General features: G+C 73.6%; 18 protein-coding genes. 5 read left to right on the top strand and 13 right to left on the bottom strand.

What is annotated here, in order from left to right:
- Window positions 1-6: 6 nt before the first annotated feature.
- The 10 genes from AC07DU_RS22560 to AC07DU_RS22515 are packed head-to-tail and all read right to left on the bottom strand — an operon-like array spanning window position 7 to window position 11,168.
- On the bottom strand, window positions 7-1,422 hold the full coding sequence (locus AC07DU_RS22560) for an ABC transporter ATP-binding protein (protein ID WP_479113148.1): 1,416 nt from the start codon (window positions 1,420-1,422) through the stop codon (window positions 7-9).
- Window positions 1,419-2,228 carry an ABC transporter permease subunit gene (locus AC07DU_RS22555; protein ID WP_479033914.1) on the bottom strand — a complete coding sequence of 270 codons (810 nt, stop codon included), beginning with the start codon at window positions 2,226-2,228 and terminating at the stop codon, window positions 1,419-1,421. Before AC07DU_RS22555 ends, AC07DU_RS22560 begins: the two co-directional genes overlap by 4 nt.
- On the bottom strand, window positions 2,225-3,172 hold the full coding sequence (locus AC07DU_RS22550) for an ABC transporter permease (RefSeq protein WP_479113146.1): 948 nt from the start codon (window positions 3,170-3,172) through the stop codon (window positions 2,225-2,227). Before AC07DU_RS22550 ends, AC07DU_RS22555 begins: the two co-directional genes overlap by 4 nt.
- A complete protein-coding gene (locus AC07DU_RS22545; RefSeq protein WP_479113144.1) occupies window positions 3,169-4,734 on the bottom strand; it encodes an ABC transporter substrate-binding protein in 1,566 nt (521 codons plus the stop codon). The genes AC07DU_RS22550 and AC07DU_RS22545 overlap by 4 nt, the downstream gene beginning before the upstream one ends.
- A complete protein-coding gene (locus AC07DU_RS22540) occupies window positions 4,731-5,588 on the bottom strand; it encodes a class I SAM-dependent methyltransferase (protein ID WP_479113142.1) in 858 nt (285 codons plus the stop codon). The genes AC07DU_RS22545 and AC07DU_RS22540 overlap by 4 nt, the downstream gene beginning before the upstream one ends.
- Entirely contained in the window at window positions 5,572-6,855 is a 1,284-nt protein-coding gene (locus AC07DU_RS22535) for an MFS transporter (RefSeq protein WP_479113140.1), read from the bottom strand. Before AC07DU_RS22535 ends, AC07DU_RS22540 begins: the two co-directional genes overlap by 17 nt.
- Window positions 6,852-7,970 (bottom strand): enolase C-terminal domain-like protein, encoded by a 1,119-nt coding sequence (locus tag AC07DU_RS22530; RefSeq protein ID WP_479113138.1) that lies wholly within the window; start codon window positions 7,968-7,970, stop codon window positions 6,852-6,854. Before AC07DU_RS22530 ends, AC07DU_RS22535 begins: the two co-directional genes overlap by 4 nt.
- Complete coding sequence (locus AC07DU_RS22525) at window positions 7,967-9,055, bottom strand: PLP-dependent cysteine synthase family protein (RefSeq protein WP_479113136.1); 1,089 nt, start codon at window positions 9,053-9,055, stop codon at window positions 7,967-7,969. The genes AC07DU_RS22530 and AC07DU_RS22525 overlap by 4 nt, the downstream gene beginning before the upstream one ends.
- Window positions 9,052-9,891: a Rossmann-like domain-containing protein gene (locus tag AC07DU_RS22520; protein ID WP_479033893.1), complete on the bottom strand. Its 840-nt coding sequence runs from the start codon at window positions 9,889-9,891 to the stop codon at window positions 9,052-9,054. The genes AC07DU_RS22525 and AC07DU_RS22520 overlap by 4 nt, the downstream gene beginning before the upstream one ends.
- On the bottom strand, window positions 9,888-11,168 hold the full coding sequence (locus AC07DU_RS22515; protein WP_479113134.1) for an ATP-grasp domain-containing protein: 1,281 nt from the start codon (window positions 11,166-11,168) through the stop codon (window positions 9,888-9,890). The genes AC07DU_RS22520 and AC07DU_RS22515 overlap by 4 nt, the downstream gene beginning before the upstream one ends.
- Before the next feature lie 110 nt (window positions 11,169-11,278).
- Here AC07DU_RS22515 and AC07DU_RS22510 point away from each other — a divergent pair, with 110 nt between their 5' ends.
- Window positions 11,279-11,878 (top strand): GNAT family N-acetyltransferase, encoded by a 600-nt coding sequence (locus tag AC07DU_RS22510; protein ID WP_479113132.1) that lies wholly within the window; start codon window positions 11,279-11,281, stop codon window positions 11,876-11,878.
- An 89-nt stretch (window positions 11,879-11,967) separates the two neighbouring features.
- Entirely contained in the window at window positions 11,968-12,798 is an 831-nt protein-coding gene (locus AC07DU_RS22505; RefSeq protein ID WP_479033884.1) for a class I SAM-dependent methyltransferase, read from the top strand.
- On the opposite strand, the gene AC07DU_RS22500 is transcribed toward AC07DU_RS22505, so the two are convergent.
- Window positions 12,752-13,744, bottom strand: coding sequence for a LysR family transcriptional regulator (locus tag AC07DU_RS22500; protein ID WP_479113130.1), 993 nt, complete (start codon window positions 13,742-13,744; stop codon window positions 12,752-12,754). The genes AC07DU_RS22505 and AC07DU_RS22500 overlap by 47 nt on opposite strands.
- 178 nt (window positions 13,745-13,922) lie before the next feature.
- On the opposite strand from AC07DU_RS22500, the gene AC07DU_RS22495 reads away from it, so the two are divergent.
- A complete protein-coding gene (locus AC07DU_RS22495; protein WP_479113216.1) occupies window positions 13,923-17,396 on the top strand; it encodes a M28 family peptidase in 3,474 nt (1,157 codons plus the stop codon).
- Window positions 17,397-17,673: 277 nt separating this feature from the next.
- Window positions 17,674-18,033: a hypothetical protein gene (locus AC07DU_RS22490; RefSeq protein ID WP_479113128.1), complete on the top strand. Its 360-nt coding sequence runs from the start codon at window positions 17,674-17,676 to the stop codon at window positions 18,031-18,033.
- Between the two features lie 15 nt (window positions 18,034-18,048).
- Here AC07DU_RS22490 and AC07DU_RS22485 read toward each other — a convergent pair whose 3' ends face one another.
- Window positions 18,049-18,333, bottom strand: coding sequence for a hypothetical protein (locus AC07DU_RS22485; RefSeq protein ID WP_453373608.1), 285 nt, complete (start codon window positions 18,331-18,333; stop codon window positions 18,049-18,051).
- Between the two features lie 97 nt (window positions 18,334-18,430).
- On the opposite strand from AC07DU_RS22485, the gene AC07DU_RS22480 reads away from it, so the two are divergent.
- Window positions 18,431-18,832, top strand: coding sequence for a response regulator (locus tag AC07DU_RS22480; RefSeq protein WP_479113126.1), 402 nt, complete (start codon window positions 18,431-18,433; stop codon window positions 18,830-18,832).
- 32 nt (window positions 18,833-18,864) lie between these two features.
- Here the strand turns inward: AC07DU_RS22480 and cynR are convergent, their stop codons facing one another.
- Complete coding sequence (gene cynR / locus AC07DU_RS22475) at window positions 18,865-19,758, bottom strand: transcriptional regulator CynR (protein WP_479033879.1); 894 nt, start codon at window positions 19,756-19,758, stop codon at window positions 18,865-18,867.
- Window positions 19,759-19,827 lie beyond the last annotated feature (69 nt).

Genomic DNA, 19,827 nt, shown 5'->3' with positions numbered 1-19,827 from the left:
CAGGGCCTAGCGCCCGCCGCCCGGCTCCACGATCGCTCCCGCGTCCAGGACGGCGCTGCGGTCGGCCAGCGCATCGGCGGCCGCGAGGTCGTGGGTGATGAACACCAGGGCGAGTTCCGCCCGTTCCCGCAGCCCGGCGAGCAGCGCGAGCAGGGCTGCGCGGGTGGCGGGGTCGAGGCCGGAGGTGATCTCGTCGCAGACGAGGACCCGCGGCCGCGCCAGCAGGGCGCGGGCCAGTGCGGCGCGCTGGAGTTCCCCGCCGGACAGGGCCCCGGGACGGCGTCCGGCCGCCACCTCGCCCAGGCCCAGCGCCTCCATCGTCCGTACGGCCTCCTCCCGGGCGGCCCGCGCAGCGGCGCCGCGCAGCCGGACGGCCGTGCGGGCCACCTGGTCGAGGACCGGCCGGTGCTCGTCGAAGGCCGCCTTCGCGTCCTGGAACACGTACTGCACGGCGGCCAGTTGGCTGCTGCTGCGGGCGCGCACGCTGCGCGGCAGGGGCTCGGCGTCGAGCAGGATCACGCCCTCGTGGTCGGCGTGCAGCCCCGCCAGACATCTCCCGAGGGTGGTCTTGCCGCTGCCGGAGCGGCCGACCAGCGCCAGGCACTCCCCCGCCGCCACCGAGAGCGTGACGTCGTGCAGGACGTCGACGGCGCCGCGCGCCGTGCGGTGCCGGGCGGTGAGGCCGCGGGCCTCCAGCACCACGGGCCCGGCCGGGCGGCGCGGCCCGCGCCCGGCGGGGGCGCGCTGCGCCACCGGATCGCCGAGCACGGCGCGGGCCGGCCCGCGCTCCACGATCCGGCCCGCCCGCATCACCACGACCTCGTCGGCGAGCTGCCGCACCACGTCCATGTCGTGGCTGAGCAGGACGACGGCGACGCCCCGCGCGGCGAGGGCCGCCAGCTCCGTCACGATGCCCTGTTTGGTGAGCGGGTCCTGCCCCGTCGTCGGTTCGTCGGCGACGATGACCTCGGCGCCCAGGAGCAGGGCCTGCGCCAGCACCACGCGCTGCTGCTGGCCGCCGGACAGCTGGTGGGGGAAGCGGCGCACGATCTCCGCGGGGTCCGGGAGCTGCGCCAGCCCCAGGGCCTCGTGCACCCGCCGGCGGATCTCCCGGCGGCCGCCTCCCCGGCGGGCCGCGATGTCGCGCAGCAGGGCGCCGACGCGCCGGGCCGGGTGGAGCACGGCGGCCGGGTGCTGCGGTATATATCCCACCGCGCCCGGCCGTGTCCGCACCGTGCCCTCTACACGGGCGCCCGGCGGGTACTCGCCGAGGAGGGCGAGGCCCGTGGTGGTCTTGCCGCTGCCGGAGGGGCCGATGACGGCGGTGACCCGGCCGGCGCGTGCGGTGAGGCTCACGCCGTCGACCAGGGCCCGGCCGCCGATCTCGACCCGAAGGCCCCGTACCTCTGCGACGGCGGTCATGTCCGCGCTCCCTTCCGGCGGCCGCCTTGTTGCAGGGCCGCGTCGAACAGCAGGTTGACGCCCATCGACAGGGCGGCGATGAGCAGGGCGGGCACGACCACGGCCCACGGCTGAAGGAACAGCCCGGTGCGGTTGCGGTCGACCATCACCGCCCAGTCGGCGGCGTCCGGTGCGACGCCGACGCCGAGGAACGCGGCGGTGGCCACCAGGTACAGGGCCCCGGTCAGGCGGATACCGGCGTCCGCGGCGAGCGTGCGCCGCAGGGAGCGGGCCACGTAGCCCAGCGCCGTGCGCCACCAGGACTCGCCCTGCATGCGGAGCGCTTCGACGGCCGGCCGGGAGGACACCTCGACCGCCGCCGCGTACACGACGCGCGCCGCGTCGGGTACGGCGGCCAGTCCGACCAGGGCGGTCAGCCCGGCGGGCCCCGGGGTGAAGGTGGCCGCGACGAGCAGCACGAGGAGCAGTGAGGGTACGGCGATCAGCACGTCCAGCGGTCTCATCAAGGCCTCCTGAAGCCAGGTCCGGCGGGTGAGCGCGGCGGCGAGCCCGACCGGCAGGGCCAGGAGGTAGGCCAGCAGGGTCGCACCGAGTGCCACGAGCACCACGGACCCGCCGCCGAGCAGGACCTGGCGCCAGACGTCCCGGCCGGCGAAGTCGGTTCCGAGCCAGTGGCCGGGGCCCGCGGAGAAGGAGACGGACCTCGGGCCGGCGGGGCCCGCGGCCAGTGGTCCGAGGAGGGCGAGCAGCAGGGGTACGCACACGAGCGCGATGCCGAGGGCGTACCGCGCCGGGGGGAGTTTCACGCGGCCGCCTCCGAGCGGGGTGCGAAACGGCGTGCGACGAGGTCGGCGCCGAGGTTGGCCAGGACGGTGACGACGCCGAAGACCACCGCCATGCCCTGGACGACCGGTACGTCGCGGGCGGCGACGGCCTCGATGAGCACGGTGCCGAGGCCGGGCACGACGAACAGGGCCTCGACGACGATCACCCCGCTCAGGAGCCAGTCGCAGGTGCGCGCCAGTTGCTGGGCGGCGGGTGCCAGGGCGCCGGGCAGGGCGTGGGCCCAGCGGATGCGGGCGGCGGACAGTCCGTACCGGCGGGCCTGGGCGACGTACGGCGAGGCCATCGCCTCGATCATCCCGGCGCGCACCAGACGGCTGAGGGTGCACACCGGCCGGGCCGTCAGAACCAGGACGGGCAGGACCACGGCCGCGGGCCGCGCCGCGAGGTCGGTGGCGACCGCGGTGGCCGGGAGCCAGCCCAAGTGCAGGGCGAACAGCGCGGCCAGCAGCACGCCGAGGGCGAATTCCGGTACTGCGTGCACGGCCAGGGTCAGGGCGCTGACGGTGCGGTCGACGAGGCCGCCCTCGCGCCGGGCGGCGAGCACGCCCAGGCCGACGGAGAGCGGGACCAGCACGGTGAGCGTGGCGGCGGCGAGGAGGAGAGTGGGGCCGAGGCCCGCCGCGAGATGGCCGGTGACGGGCCGTCCCGTCACCAGGGAGGTGCCGAGGTCGCCGTGGAGCAGGCCGGTGAGCCACTCCATGAGCCGCTCGGCGGCCGGCCGATCCAGCCGCATGGCCGCGCGGATGCGGGCGATGCGCTCGGGGTCGGGCTGCTCCCCGGCCAGCGCGACGGCCGCGTCGCCGGGCAGCGCCTCGGTGAGGGCGAAGACGAGCAGGACGACGGCCGCCGTCTGCCCCAGGCCCAGGAGCAGACGGCGGCCGATCCAAGGAAGGCCGCCCGTCACGCGAGCCAGATCTTGTCGAAGCGCGCCCAGTCGAGGGTGTTGGCGGGGGCCGTCTTGGACACCCCGCGCACCCGGGGAGCGGTGGCGACGATCCAGTCGGCGAACCCCCAGATCAGGAAGCCCCCTTCGTCGTGGAGCCGGCGCTGCATGCGCTCGTAGAGGGCGGTGCGTTCCTTCCCGTCGCGGGTGGACTGGGCCTGCTGGTACAGGTCGTCGAAGTCCTTGTGCTGCCACTTGGTGGCGTTGGTGGTGGAGCCGGTGAGCAGCCGCTGGGAGACGTGGGACTCGATGGGCATGGCGCCCGAACGGTAGGAGGCGAAGGTTCCGGAGGACAGGATGTCCTTCCAGTAGGTGTCCTTGTTGCCGACCTTGACCTCGACGGCGACCCCGGCCCTGGCCGCCTGCTCCTTGAAGATGCCGGCGGACTCGATGAAGCCCGTGGCGGCGGGTGCGGTGTCGAGGGTGACCTTGAGCCCTTCGGCGCCGGCCTCCTTGAGGAGGGCCCGGGCCCGCTCCAGGTCCTGGGCGCGCTGGGGAAGGCCGCCGGCGTAGTACTGACAGCCCTTGCCGAAGAGGTCGTTGCCGATCTCCCCGGCTCCCGAGAGCGCGCCGTCGACGAGTTCCCTGCGGTCGGCGATCAGGAAGAAGGCCTGGCGGACGCGCTTGTCGTCGAAGGGCGGCCGGTCGGTCTTCATGACGAAGCCCTGCATGGCGCTGCCGGGCAGCCGGACGACGTCGATCCGGCCCTTGCCCTCGTGGGCGCGGGCCGTGGCCGGGTTCAGTTCGTGGGCGTACTCGACCTGGCCGCCCAGCAGGGCGCCCACGCGGGCGGACTCCTCGCCCGCGATGACGAATTCGAGTTCTTCCAGGTGCGGCGCGCCCTCCCAGTAGGCCGGGTTGCGCTTGAGGAGGAGGCTGCTGCCGGGCTTGAAGGAGACGAAGGCGAAGGGGCCGGATCCGACGGGCAGGTCGAAGGCGGTGGTGTCCTTGGGGACGATGTACGCGCCGAACGCCGCGATGGTGTTGGGGAATTCGGCGTACGGGCGCTTGAGCGTGAACTCGACGGTGGAGGCGTCCACGGCGCGGCTCGCGGCGAGGTCGATGGGATCCAGCGACGCCTTGGCCCGGAAGGTTCCCTTCGGGTCGGCGATCCTGCGGTAGCTGTAGAGCACGTCCTCGGCGGTGACGGGCCGGCCGTCGTGGAAGGCGGCCGTGCGCAGGGTGATCCGCCAGGTGTCGAGGGTGTCGTTCGGTTCCCAGTGGGCGGCGAGGCGGGGTACGGGCGCGAGGTCGGCGCCGAAGTCGGCGAGCTTGTCGAAGAGGGCCTTGGCGCGGGCGGCGTCGACGAACAGGTTGGCCGCGTGCGGGTCGAGGGTCTCGGCCGCGCCGCCGCCCGCGAAGGCGGCGCGCAGCCGGCCGCCCGGCTCGGGGGCGCCGTCGGCGGGGTTCTCGGCGTCCGGGGCGGTGGCGCCCGTGCCGCAGGCCGTGGTGAGGGCGAGGGCGGTGGCGCCCGTGGCGAGGAGGAAGCCCCGGCGGGCGAGGCGGGAGCGGGCGTCGTTCATGGGGTGGTGTCTCCGTTGGCGGGGTGGCGGGGCGTGAGCCGGGCGATGAGGTGGAGGCGGTCGGAACGCGCGGTCCCGTGCGGGGCGGCGCCCTCGCTCCACGGCGGTTCGGTGCGGGGACCGGGTCCGTCGTGCAGGGCGAGGACGTCGAAGCCGGCGGTGGTGAGGAAGTACCGCAGCTCCTGCGGGAAGAGGAGCCTCCAGGCGGAGTGCTGCTCCTGCGGCGGGGAGCCGTCGTCGGCGGTCCAGGTCCTGCGGCGGCGCAGGAGTTGTGTGCCGTGGTCGATCCACAGGGTGGTGTGGGAGGTGTACGTGGTGCCGCGCCAGGTGAAGGCGTCGCTGCGCGGGCCGTCGAGGAGCTCGGTGCTGCCGAGGAAGAAGGCCCCGTTGCGCATCTCGGCGACGAGCAGCCCGCCGGGGGCGAGGTGGGCGCGGCAGCGGGCCAGGAAGGCGGTGAGGTCCTCGTTGGTGTGGCAGTACAGCAGGGCGCTGTCCAGGCACAGGACGGCGTCGAATCGGGCCCCGAGGTCGAAGTCGCGCATGTCGGCCCGGTGGTGGGCGGGGCCGGGGTGGTGGTGGCGGGCGTGGGCCAGCATCGTCGGGGAGGTGTCGAGGGCGGTGACCTCGCGGCCGGCCTCATGGTGCAGCCAGGCGGCGTCGCGGCCGGTGCCGCAGCCGACGTCGAGGACGCGGGGTCCGGCGCCGTGGCGCGCGAGCACGTCCTCGGCCCAGCGGGCCGCCAGGTGGTCCGGGTCGGGGAAGCGCTCCTCGTACAGCGCGGGGTGGTCGGTCAGGAGGTTGCCGGTGCTCGTCAGGGTCTCGCTCATCGGGTCTCGCTCATCGCTCTCGCTCATCGGGTCTCGCTTCTCGGCGGGTGGCGTGGGGCGGCGGACCGGGCGCCCCGGGTTCCGCGGGCAGCGCCCGTCTTCGGTGCAGCCGGGCGACGGCCGCCGCGGAGACCAGGCCGAGGGCGAGGCAGCAGGCGAAGGGCAGCCAGGCCAGGCCGGTGTGGCCGGCGGTGTCCATCGCCCAGCCGACCGCCGCGCTGCCGAGGGCGGCCGCGATGCCGGACACCGCGTAGAAGAGGCCGTAGAACGTGCCGGTGAGGCCCTCGCGGCCGAAGGCGGGTATCAGCTCCATCACGAAGGGCTGGGCGATCATCACGCCGAGGTGCAGGAGCAGGGCGCCGGCCAGGACCGGCAGCAGGTACGCCGGGTGCGGGGCGCGGGCACCCGACACGAGCATCGGCGGCACGAAGCCCAGGCCCATGACGGCCAGGCCGGTGGCGATCCAGCGGGCGCGGCTGCCCGCGGCTTTCAGCCGGCGGGTGATGCGGAGCTGGAAGAGGAGGTGGGCGACGGTTCCGGCGAGGAAGAGCAGGCCGATCGAGCCGTCCCAGCCGCAGGCCCGCAGCGCCGCGTGGGGCAGCAGCAGGTACAGCTGGTTCTCCAGTCCGTACATGCCGATCATGGCCAGGGAGAAGGGGAGGAACCCGCGGCTGCCCGCCGCCTCCCGCCAGTCGCCCGTCAGCCGGGTCCGCGGGGCCGGAACCTGCCGGGCGGGCAGCACCAGGAGCTGGGCGAGGGTGAGCGCTGCGAAGACGGCGGCCGCGGTCAGGGCGGCTGCCCGGAAGTCCACGAGGAGCAGCAGGGTGCCCAGCAGCGGGCCGAGCAGCGCTCCGGTGGCGGCGAAGACGTTGAAGAGCGCGAAGGCCTCGGCCTTGCGGTCGCCCGCCTCCTGGGCGACGTAGGTCCGCACGGCGGGGTTGAACAGGGCCCCCGCGAGCCCGCTGAGTATGGACGCGGCGAGCAGGAGCGGCAGGGCGTCGCCGAGGGCGAACAGGGCGAAGCCGACGGTCCGCAGCGCGCACCCGGCGATGATCACCCCGCGGGCGCCGAGCCGGTCGGCGGCCGAACCGCCGAGCAGGAACAGGCCCTGCTGGCTGAGGTTGCGCAGGCCCAGGACCACGCCGACGACGGCCGCCGAGAGGCCGAGGTCCTCGGACAGGTGGGTGGCGAGGTAGGGCACGAGGAGGTAGAAGCCGGTGTTGACGCCGAGCTGGTTGACGAGGAGCAGGCGTACGGCGAGCGGGAACTCCCGGACGCAGGCGAGGGCCTTCACCGGGCCGCGCCCGCGCCGTGCGGTCTGCCGGAGCCGTCCGGTCCGCCGGCGCCCCCTGCCGCCCCGGCGGGTCTGACGCCGAGGCCGGCCCGGTCCGCGGCGCGTACGGTGCCGTCGGTTCCGCCGATGCCGCTCCACGGGTCCGCGGCGAGCAGCAGGTGCCCGTCGAGGTCCACCCAGCGGGCCCGGTCGGCGAGGTGCACGGCGGGGGCGATGCCCAGGGAGCTCGCGGTGAGGCAGCCGAGCATCAGTTCGGTGCCCGTGCCGCGAAGGACCTCGTGGACGCACAGGGCGGCCCGCACCCCGCCGCACTTGGCCAGTTTGACGTTGACGCCCTGGACCCGTCCCGCCAGGGCCACGGCGTCCTCGTAGGAGACCACGTCCTCGTCGGCGATGACCGGGACCGGGGACCGCTCGGCCACGCGGGCGAGGGAGTCCGGACGGCCGGGCGCGATCGGCTGCTCCACCGCGGTGACGCCCAGGGCGGCGAAGCGCGGGAGCAGCTCCAGGGCCTGGCGTTCGGTCCACGCCCCGTTGGGGTCGAGCAGCAGGTCCGCGCCCGGGGCCGCGGTGCGTACGGCGTCCACGCGCGCGAGGTCCTCGGCCGGATCGGGCGACCCCGCCTTCACCTTGAGGGTGGTGAAGCCGCCGAGGGCGAGCCGGGCCGCCTGCGCCGCGGCCGGTACCGGCGCGATGATGCCGATCGTACGGGCGGTGGCGGCGGCGGGCGCCTCGGGCGTGCCCAGCAGGCGGTGGGCGGGATCGCCCGCCCGCTTGCCCACCAGGTCCAGGACGGCGGCCTCGATCGCGGCCAGGACCCCGGGCGGCAGACCCGTCCAGGCGGTGCGGCCCGGGCCGGTCTCGGGGCGGGCGGTCTCGGCCCAGGCGGTCTCGGGGTCGGGGAAGCGCTCGGTGGCGGCGCGCACCGATTCCAGGTGCTTCAGGATCCGCTCGGTCGGCAGCCCGAGGTACGCGCTGCTGACGGCCTCGCCCCAGCCGCGCAGTCCGCCGTGTTCGACGGTGACCCAGACGGCGTCGCGCCGCGTCATCACCGAGCGGGAGATCCGCAGGGGCTCGGCGAGCCGCAGGTCCGCGGTGCGCCAGGTCAGCTTCACGCCGCGCCTCCTCGGCTCGGGGCCAGCACGGTCCGGCAGCGGGCCCAGCCCGCCGCCTCGACGGCCTGGGGGTGCGGGATCTCCAGGGGGCGGACGGCGAGGGTGGCGGTGTCCAGGCCGTGGGCGCGGCAGAAGTCGTCGTCGTAGACGGTGCCGAGGTAGCGGTGCGGTCCGTCGGGGAAGACCGTGGCGACGACGGCGCCCGGCTCGACGCGGGCCGCCCAGGCGGCGACGAGGGCAACGGCCCCGGTGCTCCAGCCGCCGCTGACGAAGGCGGAGCGGGCGAGCCGGCGGCAGGCGTCGACTGCTTCGGCGGGCCCCACCCAGTGCACTTCGTCGAAGGCCTCGTGGGCGACGTTGGCGGGGTGGATGCTGCTGCCGAGCCCGCGCATCAGGCGGGGGCGGGCGGGCTGTCCGAAGATGGCCGAGCCGACGGAGTCGACCCCGATGACTTTCAGCCGGGGCCAGCGGCGGCGCAGCGGGCCGGCCAGGCCGCCGCTGTGGCCGCCGGTGCCCACGCTGCACACCAGGACGTCGAGGTGGTCGAGCTGGCCGGTCAGTTCGGCGGCCAGGGTGAGGTAACCGGCGGCGTTGTCGGGGTTGTTGTACTGGTCGGGCCAGTAGGCCCGCGGCGTCCGGCGCAGCACCTCGCGCAGCCGGGCGATCCGGGCGGCCTGCCAGCCGCCCACCGCCGCGGGGCGGTCGACGAGTTCGAGCCGGGCTCCGTACGCACGCAGCAACTGCCGCATGGAGGGTTCGAGTTCGGTGTCGCCGACGAGGACGACGGGGTGGCCGAGGGCCTGCCCGGCGAAGGCGAGCCCGACGCCCAGGGTGCCGGAGGTGGATTCCACGACGGGGTCGCCGGGCAGGAGTTCGCCGCGGGCGCGGGCGCCGGTCAGCATGGAGACGGCGGCGCGGGCCTTCATCCCGCCCGCGCCGAGGCATTCGAGCTTCGCCCAGAAGCCGGGGTGCCGGTGAGGCAGGTCCGTGCGGATCCTGGCGAGGGGCGTACGGCCCAGGAGCGGCAGGAGATCGGGGTTGGAGGTCCGGGCCGCCTGGCGCGGCAGGATCGGGGTGGTGGTCATCGGGTGCCCCCGTAGCGGTGGACGAGGCCGGGGCCGCCGTCGAGCCAGAAGAAGGGGTACGGCTCGGCGGACACGGCGCTCACCCCGGCGCCGAGGAAGTGCGGCAGCACGGCGCTGCCGGTCTGGGCGAACATGACGAGGGGCTTGCCGGTGGCGGCGGCGTGGTCCAGCAGCGGCTGGAAGGTGCCGTTGCCCAGGGTCATGCCGGAGGCGAGGATCGCGTCGCAGCGCTCCAGCTCCGCGAGGGTGTCGGTCAGGACCGGCTCGCCCCATTCGGTGGCGCCGCCCTTGAGGTCGCAGGGCGCGTACGCGGTCCCGCGCTCGCGGAGCCGTTCCAGCAGGGAGTTGACGACGCCGACGACCAGGACCCGCTCCAGCCCGGTCTCGGGGAGCAGGTCGGCCACGGCGCGGGCGCGGGCCCGGGAGCGCTGGAGCGTGCCGCCGCCCGGGACCGGGTAGGGGCGGGCGCCGTTCTCGGGCGTGTGCGGGCGTACGTGCATCAGGTACGCGTCGAGCGCGGCGATCCGTACGGGCAGCAGCGGGTGGTCGAGCAGGTCGGCGACGGTGGAGCCCGCGCAGTCGTCGAGCGCGGCCGGGGACAGGGCGCCCGGTTCCACCGCGCAGGAGCCGACGGCCGCGTCGAGGCGCAGGCTGAGCACCTCGTTGCGGTAGCCGACGGAGCGGCCTTCGTGGCGCACGGCCTGGACGGTGGTGAAGGCGAGTGCGACGCGCTGCCCGGCGGGGTCGGGTCCGTAGGCCCCGGCGCGGACCCGTCCGAGGAGGTCGTCCACACTGCGCACCGACGGTTCGGGGAGGGTGGGGGCGAGCGTGATCACGCGTGCACCGCCGCGGGCAGGTCGGGGCACTCGTATGAGGGGCGCAGGGCGGCGAGCAGCCGTTCGGCCGCCCGGCGGGCTCCGGGGCCTTGCGTGTCGGCGGTCATGACGTGGCCGAGGTACTCGTTGTTGCTGGTCGCGGCGCGCACGGTGCGGCCCGGTTCGGCCAGGGTGAGCTCCAGGACGCCGGGCCGGCCGCGTACCTGGTCGGCGCCGTCGATGCCGGTGAGGGTGCCGGCTGCTTCGGGCAGCAGGAAGGCGATGGCGGCGCTGCGCACGCCGGTGGGGCGGACGGCGAGGTCGGGCGTGCGGCCGAGCGCGACGTCCACGCAGGCGGCGGCGAGGTCGACGCCGGTCACGTGGCGGACCAGCTCGGTGATGCGGTTGCCGGCGGGGCGGGGGTTGACCTCGATGAGGCGCGGCCCGGCCGGGGTCAGCTTGAGCTCGGTGTGGCAGACGACGTGGTCCAGGCCGAGTGCCTCGACGGCTCGTACGGCGCTGTCGGCGGCCTCGGCCGCCAGGGCCGGGGCCAGGTCGGCGGGGAACATGTGGCCGGTCTCGATGAAGGCGGGGGATCCGCCGATGCTCTTGTCGGTGATGCCGACGACGTGCGTGGCGCCGTCGTGGGTGACGGTCTCGACGCTGATCTCCGGGCCGGTGAGCAGCTCTTCGAGGAGCAGGACGGGGGCGCGTCGCTGTCCGCGGGCGTTGACGGGGAAGCCGTCCAGCTCCCGGCAGGCCCGGTCGAGCTCGCGTTCGTCGTCGACGCGGCGCACCAGCATGCCCGCGCACAGGTCGACGGGCTTGACGACCAGCGGGTAGCCGATCTCGCGGGCGGCGGTCGCCGCCCGGGCGGTGTCCGCGCAGACGGCGAACCGCGGGCCGGGCACGCCGGCCGCGGCCAGCACCCGGCGGGTGCGGTCCTTGCGGCAGGCGTCCTCGACGGCCGTGGCGGTGGGGCCGGGCAGGCCGAGGCGCTCGGCGATCCGTGCGACGGCGGGCAGGTAGTAGTCGCAGGAGGACACCACGCCGTCGAAGGGGAGGACCTCGTGCAGCCGTTCGACGAGCGGGAGCAGCGTGTCCGTGTCATTGGTGTCGGCCGTGACGACGTTGCGCGCCGCGAGCAGCGGGTGCGGGCCGTCGGCCGGGGCGGAGCGCAGGTAGTGGTGCAGGTCCCGGGTGAGGAAGCTGAACTCGTGGCCGCCTTCACGGATGGCCCGTGGCAGGAGCCTGCTCATCGACCCCACCCAACTTTCGACAACCAGCAGATGTCCCACGGGACTTCCTCTCCGACCACGGTGACGGCCCGCGCGGGCCGCTTGCAGACCGGACGTTATCTGAAATCGTTTTCATTTCCAATAGCGTGGTTTTCCGCTACGGTGGAGCGATGGAGGATCTGAAGCACCATCAGGCACCCGGGACCACGGAGTCACACGGGGCGCTCCTGCACCGGAGAGCCGCGGCCTACGAGGTGCGCCACGCCGGGCCGCAGGACGTACGGGGCGCGCGCAGTGTCATGCTCGACACCTTCTACCGGGAGTTCACCTACGGGTACGTACCCGACTGGCACGGCGACGTGGTCGACATCCGCGGCACCTACCTCGACCACCCGCGGCACACCCTCGTCGTGGCCGTGCGGGACGGGGAGGTGGTGGGCACGTGCGCCCTGCACTCCCGGGGGCCCGCCCACCCGCCGCATCCGCGCTGGCTGGCCGAGCGCTACGCCTCGGGCCGCACCGCGCAGCTCCTGCGGGTCTACGTGCGCCCCGCCCACCGCAGGCACGGGCTGGCCCGCGCCATGGTGCGGGAGGCGTGCGCGTTCGCGGCCGGGGTGCCGGGCTACGAGCGCGTCTACCTGCACACCAATGTGGACGTGCCCAGTGCGGAGGGGTTCTGGCGGAGCCTGGCCACCGAGGTATTCGACGCCCGCACGACGGGTGAGCACGGCGGCTACGGCACGGTGCACTTCGAGATCCCGCTGCCGTAGCCGGGCCGGTGCCGGCCCGACGGGCCGCGCCCGGGGAACGTACCTATGCTCGAAGAAGGGGCTGATCCGAGCCCTGGAGGGCGGCTGGCATGAGCGAGGCGAGCGACGCGGTCCGGACCGACCGCTCCCTGAAGGCCGCGCACCGCGCCATGTGGGCGCTGGGCGACTACCCCTCCGTGGCCTCCCACGTCTTTCCGGACCTCGGGGCCCTGCTCGTCCGGGAGTGCGGCGTGCGGCGCGGCGACCGGGTGCTCGACATCGCCACGGGCTCCGGCAACGCCGCCATTCCGGCCGCCCTGGCCGGGGCCGACGTCGTGGCGTGCGACCTCACGCCCGAACTGCTCGAAGTGGGGTGGCACCTGGCCACCGTACGCGGCACCCGGGTGGAGTGGACGGAGGCGGACGCGGAGGCGCTGCCCTTCGCGGACGGCGAGTTCGACACCGTCATGTCCTGCGTCGGCGTCATGTTCGCCCCGCACCACCGGCTCGCCGCCGACGAGATGCTGCGCGTCTGCCGCTCCGGCGGCACCGTGGGGCTGGTCAACTGGACTCCCGAGGGGTTCATGGGCCGACTGCTGGCCACGTTGGAGCCGTACGCGCCCCCGCCGCCGCCCGGGGCCGAGCCGCCGGCGCTGTGGGGGGACGAGGAACACGTCCACGAGCTGCTGGGCGACAGGGCGGGCGACGTGGTCTCGCGCCGGCAGACGGTCCGGGTGGAGCGGTTCGCCAAGCCCTCGGAGTTCCGGGAGTTCTTCAAGGCCCTGTACGGGCCGACGATCGCCGCCTACCGCGCCGTCGCCAAGGAGCCCGACCGGGTCGCCGCCCTGGACAGGGAACTGGACGCCCTCGCCGCGGAGCACACCGCGGACGGCGTCATGGAGTGGGAGTACCTGCTGCTGACGGCTCACCGCCGGGACTGATCTGCAGGTCCGGATGGGCGTCCCACCACTCCCTGTGGAAACGGTTGTTGTCCACGTTGGCCAGGTAGGCGCGGGCCGCGGCGCGGTAGAGCAGGTCCGCCTGGCCGGCCGAGACCGCCGAACGGTTCCAGGCGAGCCGGATGCGGCCGGTGATCGGGGTCCCCGTGAGCGGGCGCATCACCGTACCCGCCACCTGCGGGGCCGTGGGCTGGCTCAGGGAGATCGCGCGGCCGGCGGCGATCAGGTCGTACTGCATCATGCGGTCGGTGATCCGGTAGCGCAGTGACGGGGTGAAACCGGCCTTCGCGCAGGCGTCGACGAGGGCCTCGGGGCCGCCGTCGTCGTCCTCCACGGGCGTCATCCAGGCCTCCGCCGCGAGATCGGCGAGGTCGATGCGGTCCCGGCCCGCGAGCGGGTGCTTCGCCGACAGCCGGATGCAGAACGGCTCCTTGGGGACGAGCGTCCTGGCGAGGGCGCCCGCGGGGAGCCGCACCTCGTGGTCGTTGACCTCTCCGTAGACGATCGCGTCGTACTGCCCGGTGCCCAGCATCCGCGCCAGCGCGGTCACCGAGTGCTCCAGGTCCACGGTGATCTCCTGGCCCGACATGGACAGGTCCGTCTCGGCGAGCAGACCGTCGAGCAGGACCAGCAGGATGCAGCCCAGCCGCAGCGGGCTGCCGGTCCCGATCGCGCGCGCCTCCGCTCCGAGCGCGTCCATCTCGCTGAGCACGCGACGCGCCTTGGCCAGCACGAACTGGCCCAGTGCCGTGGGCTCCACGCCGCCCCGTCCCCGCACGAACAGCTCGCCGCCGGTGACCTGCTCGATGCGCCGCAGCTGGGCGGAGAGGGCGGGCTGGGACACTCCGAGCCGCCGCGCCGCGCCCCCCAGGCTGCCCGCTTCCGCTATCCGGCAGACGGCTTGCAGATGCCTCAACTCCAGCTGCATCCGGGCAGCGTACGCAGCGGGCCGCCGCCGCACCATAACGCGGGACTTATGCCTGCCGGGATGTCCCAATCTCGTCATGTTCACGCTCATACTCGGCCGCGAACGCACACTCATCCCCGACCCCCCACGATCGGAGTGGACGTTGCAGCCCACCAGATGGACGGCAGCCGTGGCGGCCATGGCGCTGACCGCGAGCCTCGCCGGCGCCCTGGCCGGGACGGCATCCGCGGCGCAGCAGGCGCAGCCCGCCCCGTCCCCGCAGGACACACCGGCCGCACGTGCGGTCGCGGCCGCGGACCGCGCCGTAGACAGCGGCCTGGACTCCCTGGTCAACTCCTCGCAGGAACACTACGAACGGCGCATGGTCACCCCTTGGGTGCAGGACCTCTACTCCGTCGCGTACGAGCGCAGCTACCGCGGCCTTCCGGTCGTCGGCGGCGACGCGGTCGTGCTCGCGGACGGCTCCGGCAAGGTGCGCACCCTCCAGTCCGCCTCCTCCGTACGGATCGACGTCGCGACCCGGCCGTCGGTGACCGCGAAGGACGCCGAGTCGACGTCGCGGGCGAAACTGACCGCCGTCGACAAGGTCGACAGCAGCCGGCTCGTCGTCCGGCTGAAGGACGACAAGCCGGTGCTGGCCTGGGAGACGGTGCTGATCGGCCGGACCAAGACGGCTCCCAGCAAGTTGCACGTCTTCGTCGACGCGCGGACCGGCTCCGTCGTCGACAGCTACGACGACGTGGTCGCGGGGACCGGCAACAGCAAGTGGAACGGCCCGAACCCGCTCACCGTCGACACCACCAACTCGGGCTCCACCTATACGCTGCGCGACCCGAACCGCACCGGCCTGAGCTGCGCGGACTACAGCAGCGGCACGGTCTTCACGAAGTCCTCCGACTCCTGGGGCACCGGCAACCCCACGAACAAGGAGACCGGCTGCACGGACCTGATGTTCGCCGCGCAGAAGCAGTGGGACATGCTCGGCCAGTGGCTGGGCCGCAACGGCATCAGCGGCAACGGCCGCCACTTCCCCGGCAAGGTCGGCCTGAACGACCTCAACGCCTACTGGGACGGCAGCTCGGTCACCATCGGGCACAACCAGGCGAACGAGTGGATCGCCGGCGTGGACGTGGTGGCCCACGAGTACGGGCACGCCATCGACTCCAACACCCCCGGCGGCACCAGCGGCCAGGAGTCCGGTCTCGGCGAGGCCACCGGCGACATCTTCGGCGCGCTGACCGAGGCGTACATCAACGAGCCGTCTCCGTACGACACTCCGGACTACACCGTCGGCGAGGTGATCAACCTCGTGGGCGAAGGGCCCATCCGGAACATGTACAACCCGCCGGCCGTCAACAACGACCCGGCCTGCTACAGCTCGGCGATACCCGGCACCGAGGTGCACGCGGCCGCGGGCCCCCTGAACCACTGGTTCTACCTGCTGGCCGAAGGCACCAACCCGGGCGGCGGCAAGCCCAGCAGCAGCACCTGCAACCAGACCACGCTGACCGGCGTGGGCGTGCAGAACGCCGGCAAGATCTTCTACGGCGGCATGCTGCTCAAGACCAGCAGCATGTCCTACAAGAAGTACCGCACGGCGACGCTGAGCTCCGCGAAGTCGCTCGACGCCACCTGCGGGCTCTTCAACAAGACGAAGGCGGCCTGGGACGCCATCAGCGTGCCCGCCCAGTCGGCGGACCCGACCTGCACCCCGAGCGGCCAGAACAACGACTTCTCGATGACACTGAACCCGTCGTCGGGCACCGTCCAGCAGGGCGGTACGGTCACCACCACCGTCGCCACCACCGTCACCACCGGCACCGCCCAGTCGGTGACGCTGACCGCCACGGGCCTGCCGTCCGGGGTCAGCGCCTCCTTCAACCCCGCCACGGTGCAGTCCGGCCAGTCCTCGGTCCTGACGCTGACCGCCACCTCCAACGCGGCGCCCGGCGCCTCCACCGTCGTCATCAAGGGACAGGGCGCCACCCTCTCCCACACCGTCGACTACACGCTCAACGTGGGCGGGACCCAGCCCGGCAACGACCCGCCGGACATCAGCGTCGCCAACGTGCAGGCGCACCTGGCGCAGTTCAACACCATCGCCACCCAGAACGGCGGCCACCGCCGGGCCGGCAGCGCCGGCTACACCCAGTCCCTGGCCTACGTGAAGGGCAAGCTCCAGGCCGCCGGCTACACCGTCACCGAACAGAACTGCTCCTCCTGCACCTACCCGTCGAACAACCTGATCGCCGACTGGCCCGGCGGACCCGCCGACCAGGTCGTCATGTTCGGCGCCCACCTCGACAGCGTCTCGGCGGGCCCCGGCATCAACGACAACGGCTCCGGCTCGGCCACCCTGCTGGAGAACGCGCTGGTCCTCGCCCAGAAGAACCCGACGATGTCCAAGCACGTGCGCTTCGCCTGGTGGACGGACGAGGAGCAGGGCCTCAACGGCTCCGAGTTCTACGTCGGCCAGCTCAGCAGCGCCCAGAAGGCCGCCATCAAGGGCTACTACAACTTCGACATGGTCGCCTCCACCAACGGCGGCTACTTCATCAACAACGTCAACTCCACCACCGGCGCCCCGCTCAAGGCGTACTGGACCTCGCTGAACCTGGCGCCGGAGGAGAACACCGAGGGCCAGGGCCGCAGCGACGACTACTCCTTCCAGCAGGCCGGCATCCCCACCTCCGGCTACGCGGCCGGCGCCAGCGCCCGTAAGACCTCGGCGCAGGCCACCAAGTGGGGCGGCACCGCGAACGCCGCCTACGACCCCTGCTACCACAGCTCCTGCGACACCACGAACAACATCAACGCCACGGTGCTGGACCGCAGCGCCGACGGCGTCGCCTACGCCGTCTGGAAGCAGGCCGTCGGCGGTGAGACCCCCGCGCAGGACTTCTCCATCGGCGTCTCCCCGTCCGCGGGCAGCACGGCCCCCGGCGGATCCACCTCCGCCACGGTCAACACCTCCACGGTGAGCGGCGCCGCCCAGACCGTCGCGCTCTCCGTCTCCGGCGCGCCGGCGGGCGTGAGCGCGACGCTCAACCCGGCGTCCGTGCAGTCCGGCAGCTCCTCGGCGCTGTCCGTCCAGGTCGGCGCGGGCACCGTTCCCGGTACCTACACCCTGACGGTCACCGGTTCCGGCACCGTCAGCCACACCACCACCTACACACTGACCGTCACCGGGAGCGGCGGCTGCACGCCGCGCCAGCTCGTGGTCAACGGCGGCTTCGAGAGCGGCTCCAGCCCGTGGACCGCGACCTCCGACGTGATCACCAACCAGTCCGGCCAGCTTCCGCACAGCGGCAGCTACAAGGCCTGGCTGAACGGATACGGCTCCTCCCACACGGACAGCGCCTCCCAGTCGCTGTCCATCCCGTCGGGCTGCGCCTCGTACCGGCTCTCGTTCTTCCTCCACATCGACACGGACGAGAACGAGAACGTCGTCTACGACCGGTTCACCGTCTCGGTGGGCGGTCAGACCCTGGAGACCTTCTCCAACCTGAACGCGAACTCCGGCTACGTCCAAAAGACGTACGACCTGGCGGCGTTCGCGGGCCAGAGCGTCACCCTGAAGTTCAACGGCGTGGAGGACCAGTCCCTGCAGACCTCCTTCGTCGTGGACGATGTCACCGTCCAGGTGAGCTGATGTGTCCAGGTGAGCTGATGTCCGCCTGACCCGCGCGAGCGGCACGCAGTCCGGCCCGGTCCCGCACCTCGGGGGCCGGGCCGGACGTGCACCGGCCGGTACGCGCCGCCGGCCGACCGGGGCTCGCGCCCCGGAGCCGACGAGTGGCACCGGGCCGCCGGCCGGAAGACAATGGGGGCACCGGCCCGGTCGACGTCCGTGGGGCCCTTCGTCAGCGCCCCCCTCGCACCTGTGGTGACCGGGCCTTCGCCAGTACGCATGAGTCCTCGGAGGAGTCATGGGGAGTACGGAGCACACGGGATCGTTGCAGTGCTCAGGCACGAACGACGACTTCACGGCGGAAGTGACCTACGAAGACGACCGGCGCCGCGTCACCATCGACGGCACGCTGTCCTGTCCACGCCCCGCATTCGAACTCGCACTGGACCACGGGAATCCCGGCATCAACCCGGACCCGAAGGAGCTCGTCCTGGTGCTCGTGGAGACCGAGCCGACGGGAACCGTTATCCAGGTGGTGACCGAGACCAAGGTGCACGGCGAGTTCACCATCAAGCCCGAGGTGGAGCGGGTGCGCATCCAGAACCTGGTCCTCACGCTGCCACTGGACCAGAAGCGGCCCGAGCCGGAGGCGGTCTGAGTCAGGACCGGTCGGTCACTTCCGGCGCGCGCCCCGGCCGCCCTCGGGGGCGATCATGGCGGTCAGTCCGTAGTCCAGCTCCGCGCCGTCGACCAGCAGGGCCTCGACCGTGCGCGTCGCCGGGTCGATGTCGGCCTCCACGCCCTGTCCGCGGTAGCGGGGGTAGCCGGAGGTTCCCCTCTCGCCGGTCGCCTCGACCACGGCCGATCGCAGGGCCTTGTCGGCCGCGGAGGCGCCGCCCAGGTTCTGGATGTGCTCGGGCACCAGCAGGATCTCGAAGCTCTGCGGCTCAGTGGTCATGCTTCGAAACTACCCGATCAGGTGCCCCGGAGCGGGCGGGCACACGCCCCACCTCGTACGCTCTGCGGGACCCGGCACGCAGACGAAGAGGAACACGATGAGCGGCGCTTCCCCGGACAAGATCCTTCTCGTGGCGAAGGAACCCACCCTCCGGGGCCTGCTGGAGCGCCTCCTCGTGGCCAGAGGGTTCACCGTGGTCGACGGCGCGAGCGGGAAGGACGTCATCGCCCTGCTGGGCAGCGAGGCCCCCGTCGCCCTGGTGATCTGCGAGCGCACCGGGCCGGGCCTGGACGAGGTGGCGATGTTCGAGGAGATCCGCCGCCATCTCGACCACGGGCGCGTACCCATCCTCGCGCTGCCCCCCGCGGACCCGGAGTGCACGGTCCGCGCGCTGGAGGCCGGCGTGAGCGACTGCCTCGCCAAGCCGTTCCACCCCACCGAGTTCCTGGCCCGCGTCGAGCGCCTCGCCCGGCCGGCGGCCGCGGCCGGTCCGGCCTGACCGGGGAAGGCGCCGCTCGGGCCGGGGGCGCCTCAGACCGGGCGGTAGCCGCGGTCGCGGACCAGGCGGGCGGCGAAGGCGGTGAAGGCGCGGGAGGCGGCGCTCTCGTAGGCGCCCTCCCGGCGCAGCAGGGTGACCGTGCGGGAGGGGAGGGCGGGGTCGAGCGGTACCGGGCGCAGGTACGGGTGGTCGTGCGTGACGGCGTCGGGCAGGACGGTGGCCAGCGGCGTGCCCCGGAGGATCTCGGTGAGGGCCTGGACGGAGTTCGCCTCCACCGCGATGTGCGGGCGCACACCGTGGGCGGCGAGGTAGGCGTCGACATGGACGCGGGTGGCGAAGTCCCCGCTCAGCAGCGCCAGTCGGCGCGCCGCCAGCTCGCGCACGGGCAGCGGCCCGGGCCCGGTCTCGGCGGCGGTGACCAGGCTGAGGGTCTCCGTGAACAGGGGGGTCGCCTCGATGCCCGGCAGGTGCGGCCGCTGGAAGGCGAGGCCGAGGTCGTGCTCGTCGGCGAGCAGGCCGGCCTCGATGCGGTCCTGGGGCGTCTCTCGGACCGCGAGGGTGATGCCGGGGTGGGCGGTGTACAGCCCGGCGACGAGCGGGCCGACGAGGTACGCGGTGAAGGTGGGCGTCAGGGCGAGGCGCAGGTGGCCGCGGGAGAGGTCGGCCAGGTCCTGGACGGCCCGCTCGGCGGTCGCCAGCTCCCGTAGCGCGCCGCGCGCGTGGTGGACGTAGGTCGCACCGGCGTCGGTGAGCCGCACGGTGCGCCCGGTGCGGTCCAACAGCTGGACCCCGACGGTGCGTTCGAGCTGCTTCACCTGCTGGGACAGGGTGGGCTGGGAGATCCGCAGCTCCTCGGCGGCGCGCGTGAAGCTGCCGTGCTCGGCCACGGCGATCAGATAGCGCAGGTGACGCAGTTCCAGAGCCATGGCCCCGACTATAGATGAAAACAATGGCTGAGATGGGTAGGGCGTCTTGGACACAATAGATGCAGTTCA

This window comes from Streptomyces sp. NPDC045695 (genome assembly GCF_056432025.1).
The sequence above is the reverse complement of the archived record's forward strand: the minus strand, read 5'-3'. Positions and strand labels throughout refer to the sequence as shown.

Bases quoted from the DNA above. Each gene is read 5' to 3' on its own strand.
- AC07DU_RS22540 (WP_479113142.1), bottom strand. From the start codon at position 5,588: ATGAGCGAGAGCGATGAGCGAGACCCGATGAGCGAGACCCTGACGAGC.
- AC07DU_RS22505 (WP_479033884.1), top strand. From the start codon at position 11,968: ATGAGCGAGGCGAGCGACGCGGTCCGGACCGACCGCTCCCTGAAGGCC.
- AC07DU_RS22560 (WP_479113148.1), bottom strand. From the start codon at position 1,422: ATGACCGCCGTCGCAGAGGTACGGGGCCTTCGGGTCGAGATCGGCGGC.
- AC07DU_RS22545 (WP_479113144.1), bottom strand. From the start codon at position 4,734: ATGAACGACGCCCGCTCCCGCCTCGCCCGCCGGGGCTTCCTCCTCGCC.
- cynR (WP_479033879.1), bottom strand. From the start codon at position 19,758: ATGGCTCTGGAACTGCGTCACCTGCGCTATCTGATCGCCGTGGCCGAG.
- AC07DU_RS22495 (WP_479113216.1), top strand. From the start codon at position 13,923: ATGGCGCTGACCGCGAGCCTCGCCGGCGCCCTGGCCGGGACGGCATCC.
- AC07DU_RS22525 (WP_479113136.1), bottom strand. From the start codon at position 9,055: ATGACCACCACCCCGATCCTGCCGCGCCAGGCGGCCCGGACCTCCAAC.
- AC07DU_RS22490 (WP_479113128.1), top strand. From the start codon at position 17,674: ATGGGGAGTACGGAGCACACGGGATCGTTGCAGTGCTCAGGCACGAAC.
- AC07DU_RS22485 (WP_453373608.1), bottom strand. From the start codon at position 18,333: ATGACCACTGAGCCGCAGAGCTTCGAGATCCTGCTGGTGCCCGAGCAC.
- AC07DU_RS22510 (WP_479113132.1), top strand. From the start codon at position 11,279: ATGGAGGATCTGAAGCACCATCAGGCACCCGGGACCACGGAGTCACAC.
- AC07DU_RS22480 (WP_479113126.1), top strand. From the start codon at position 18,431: ATGAGCGGCGCTTCCCCGGACAAGATCCTTCTCGTGGCGAAGGAACCC.
- AC07DU_RS22500 (WP_479113130.1), bottom strand. From the start codon at position 13,744: ATGCAGCTGGAGTTGAGGCATCTGCAAGCCGTCTGCCGGATAGCGGAA.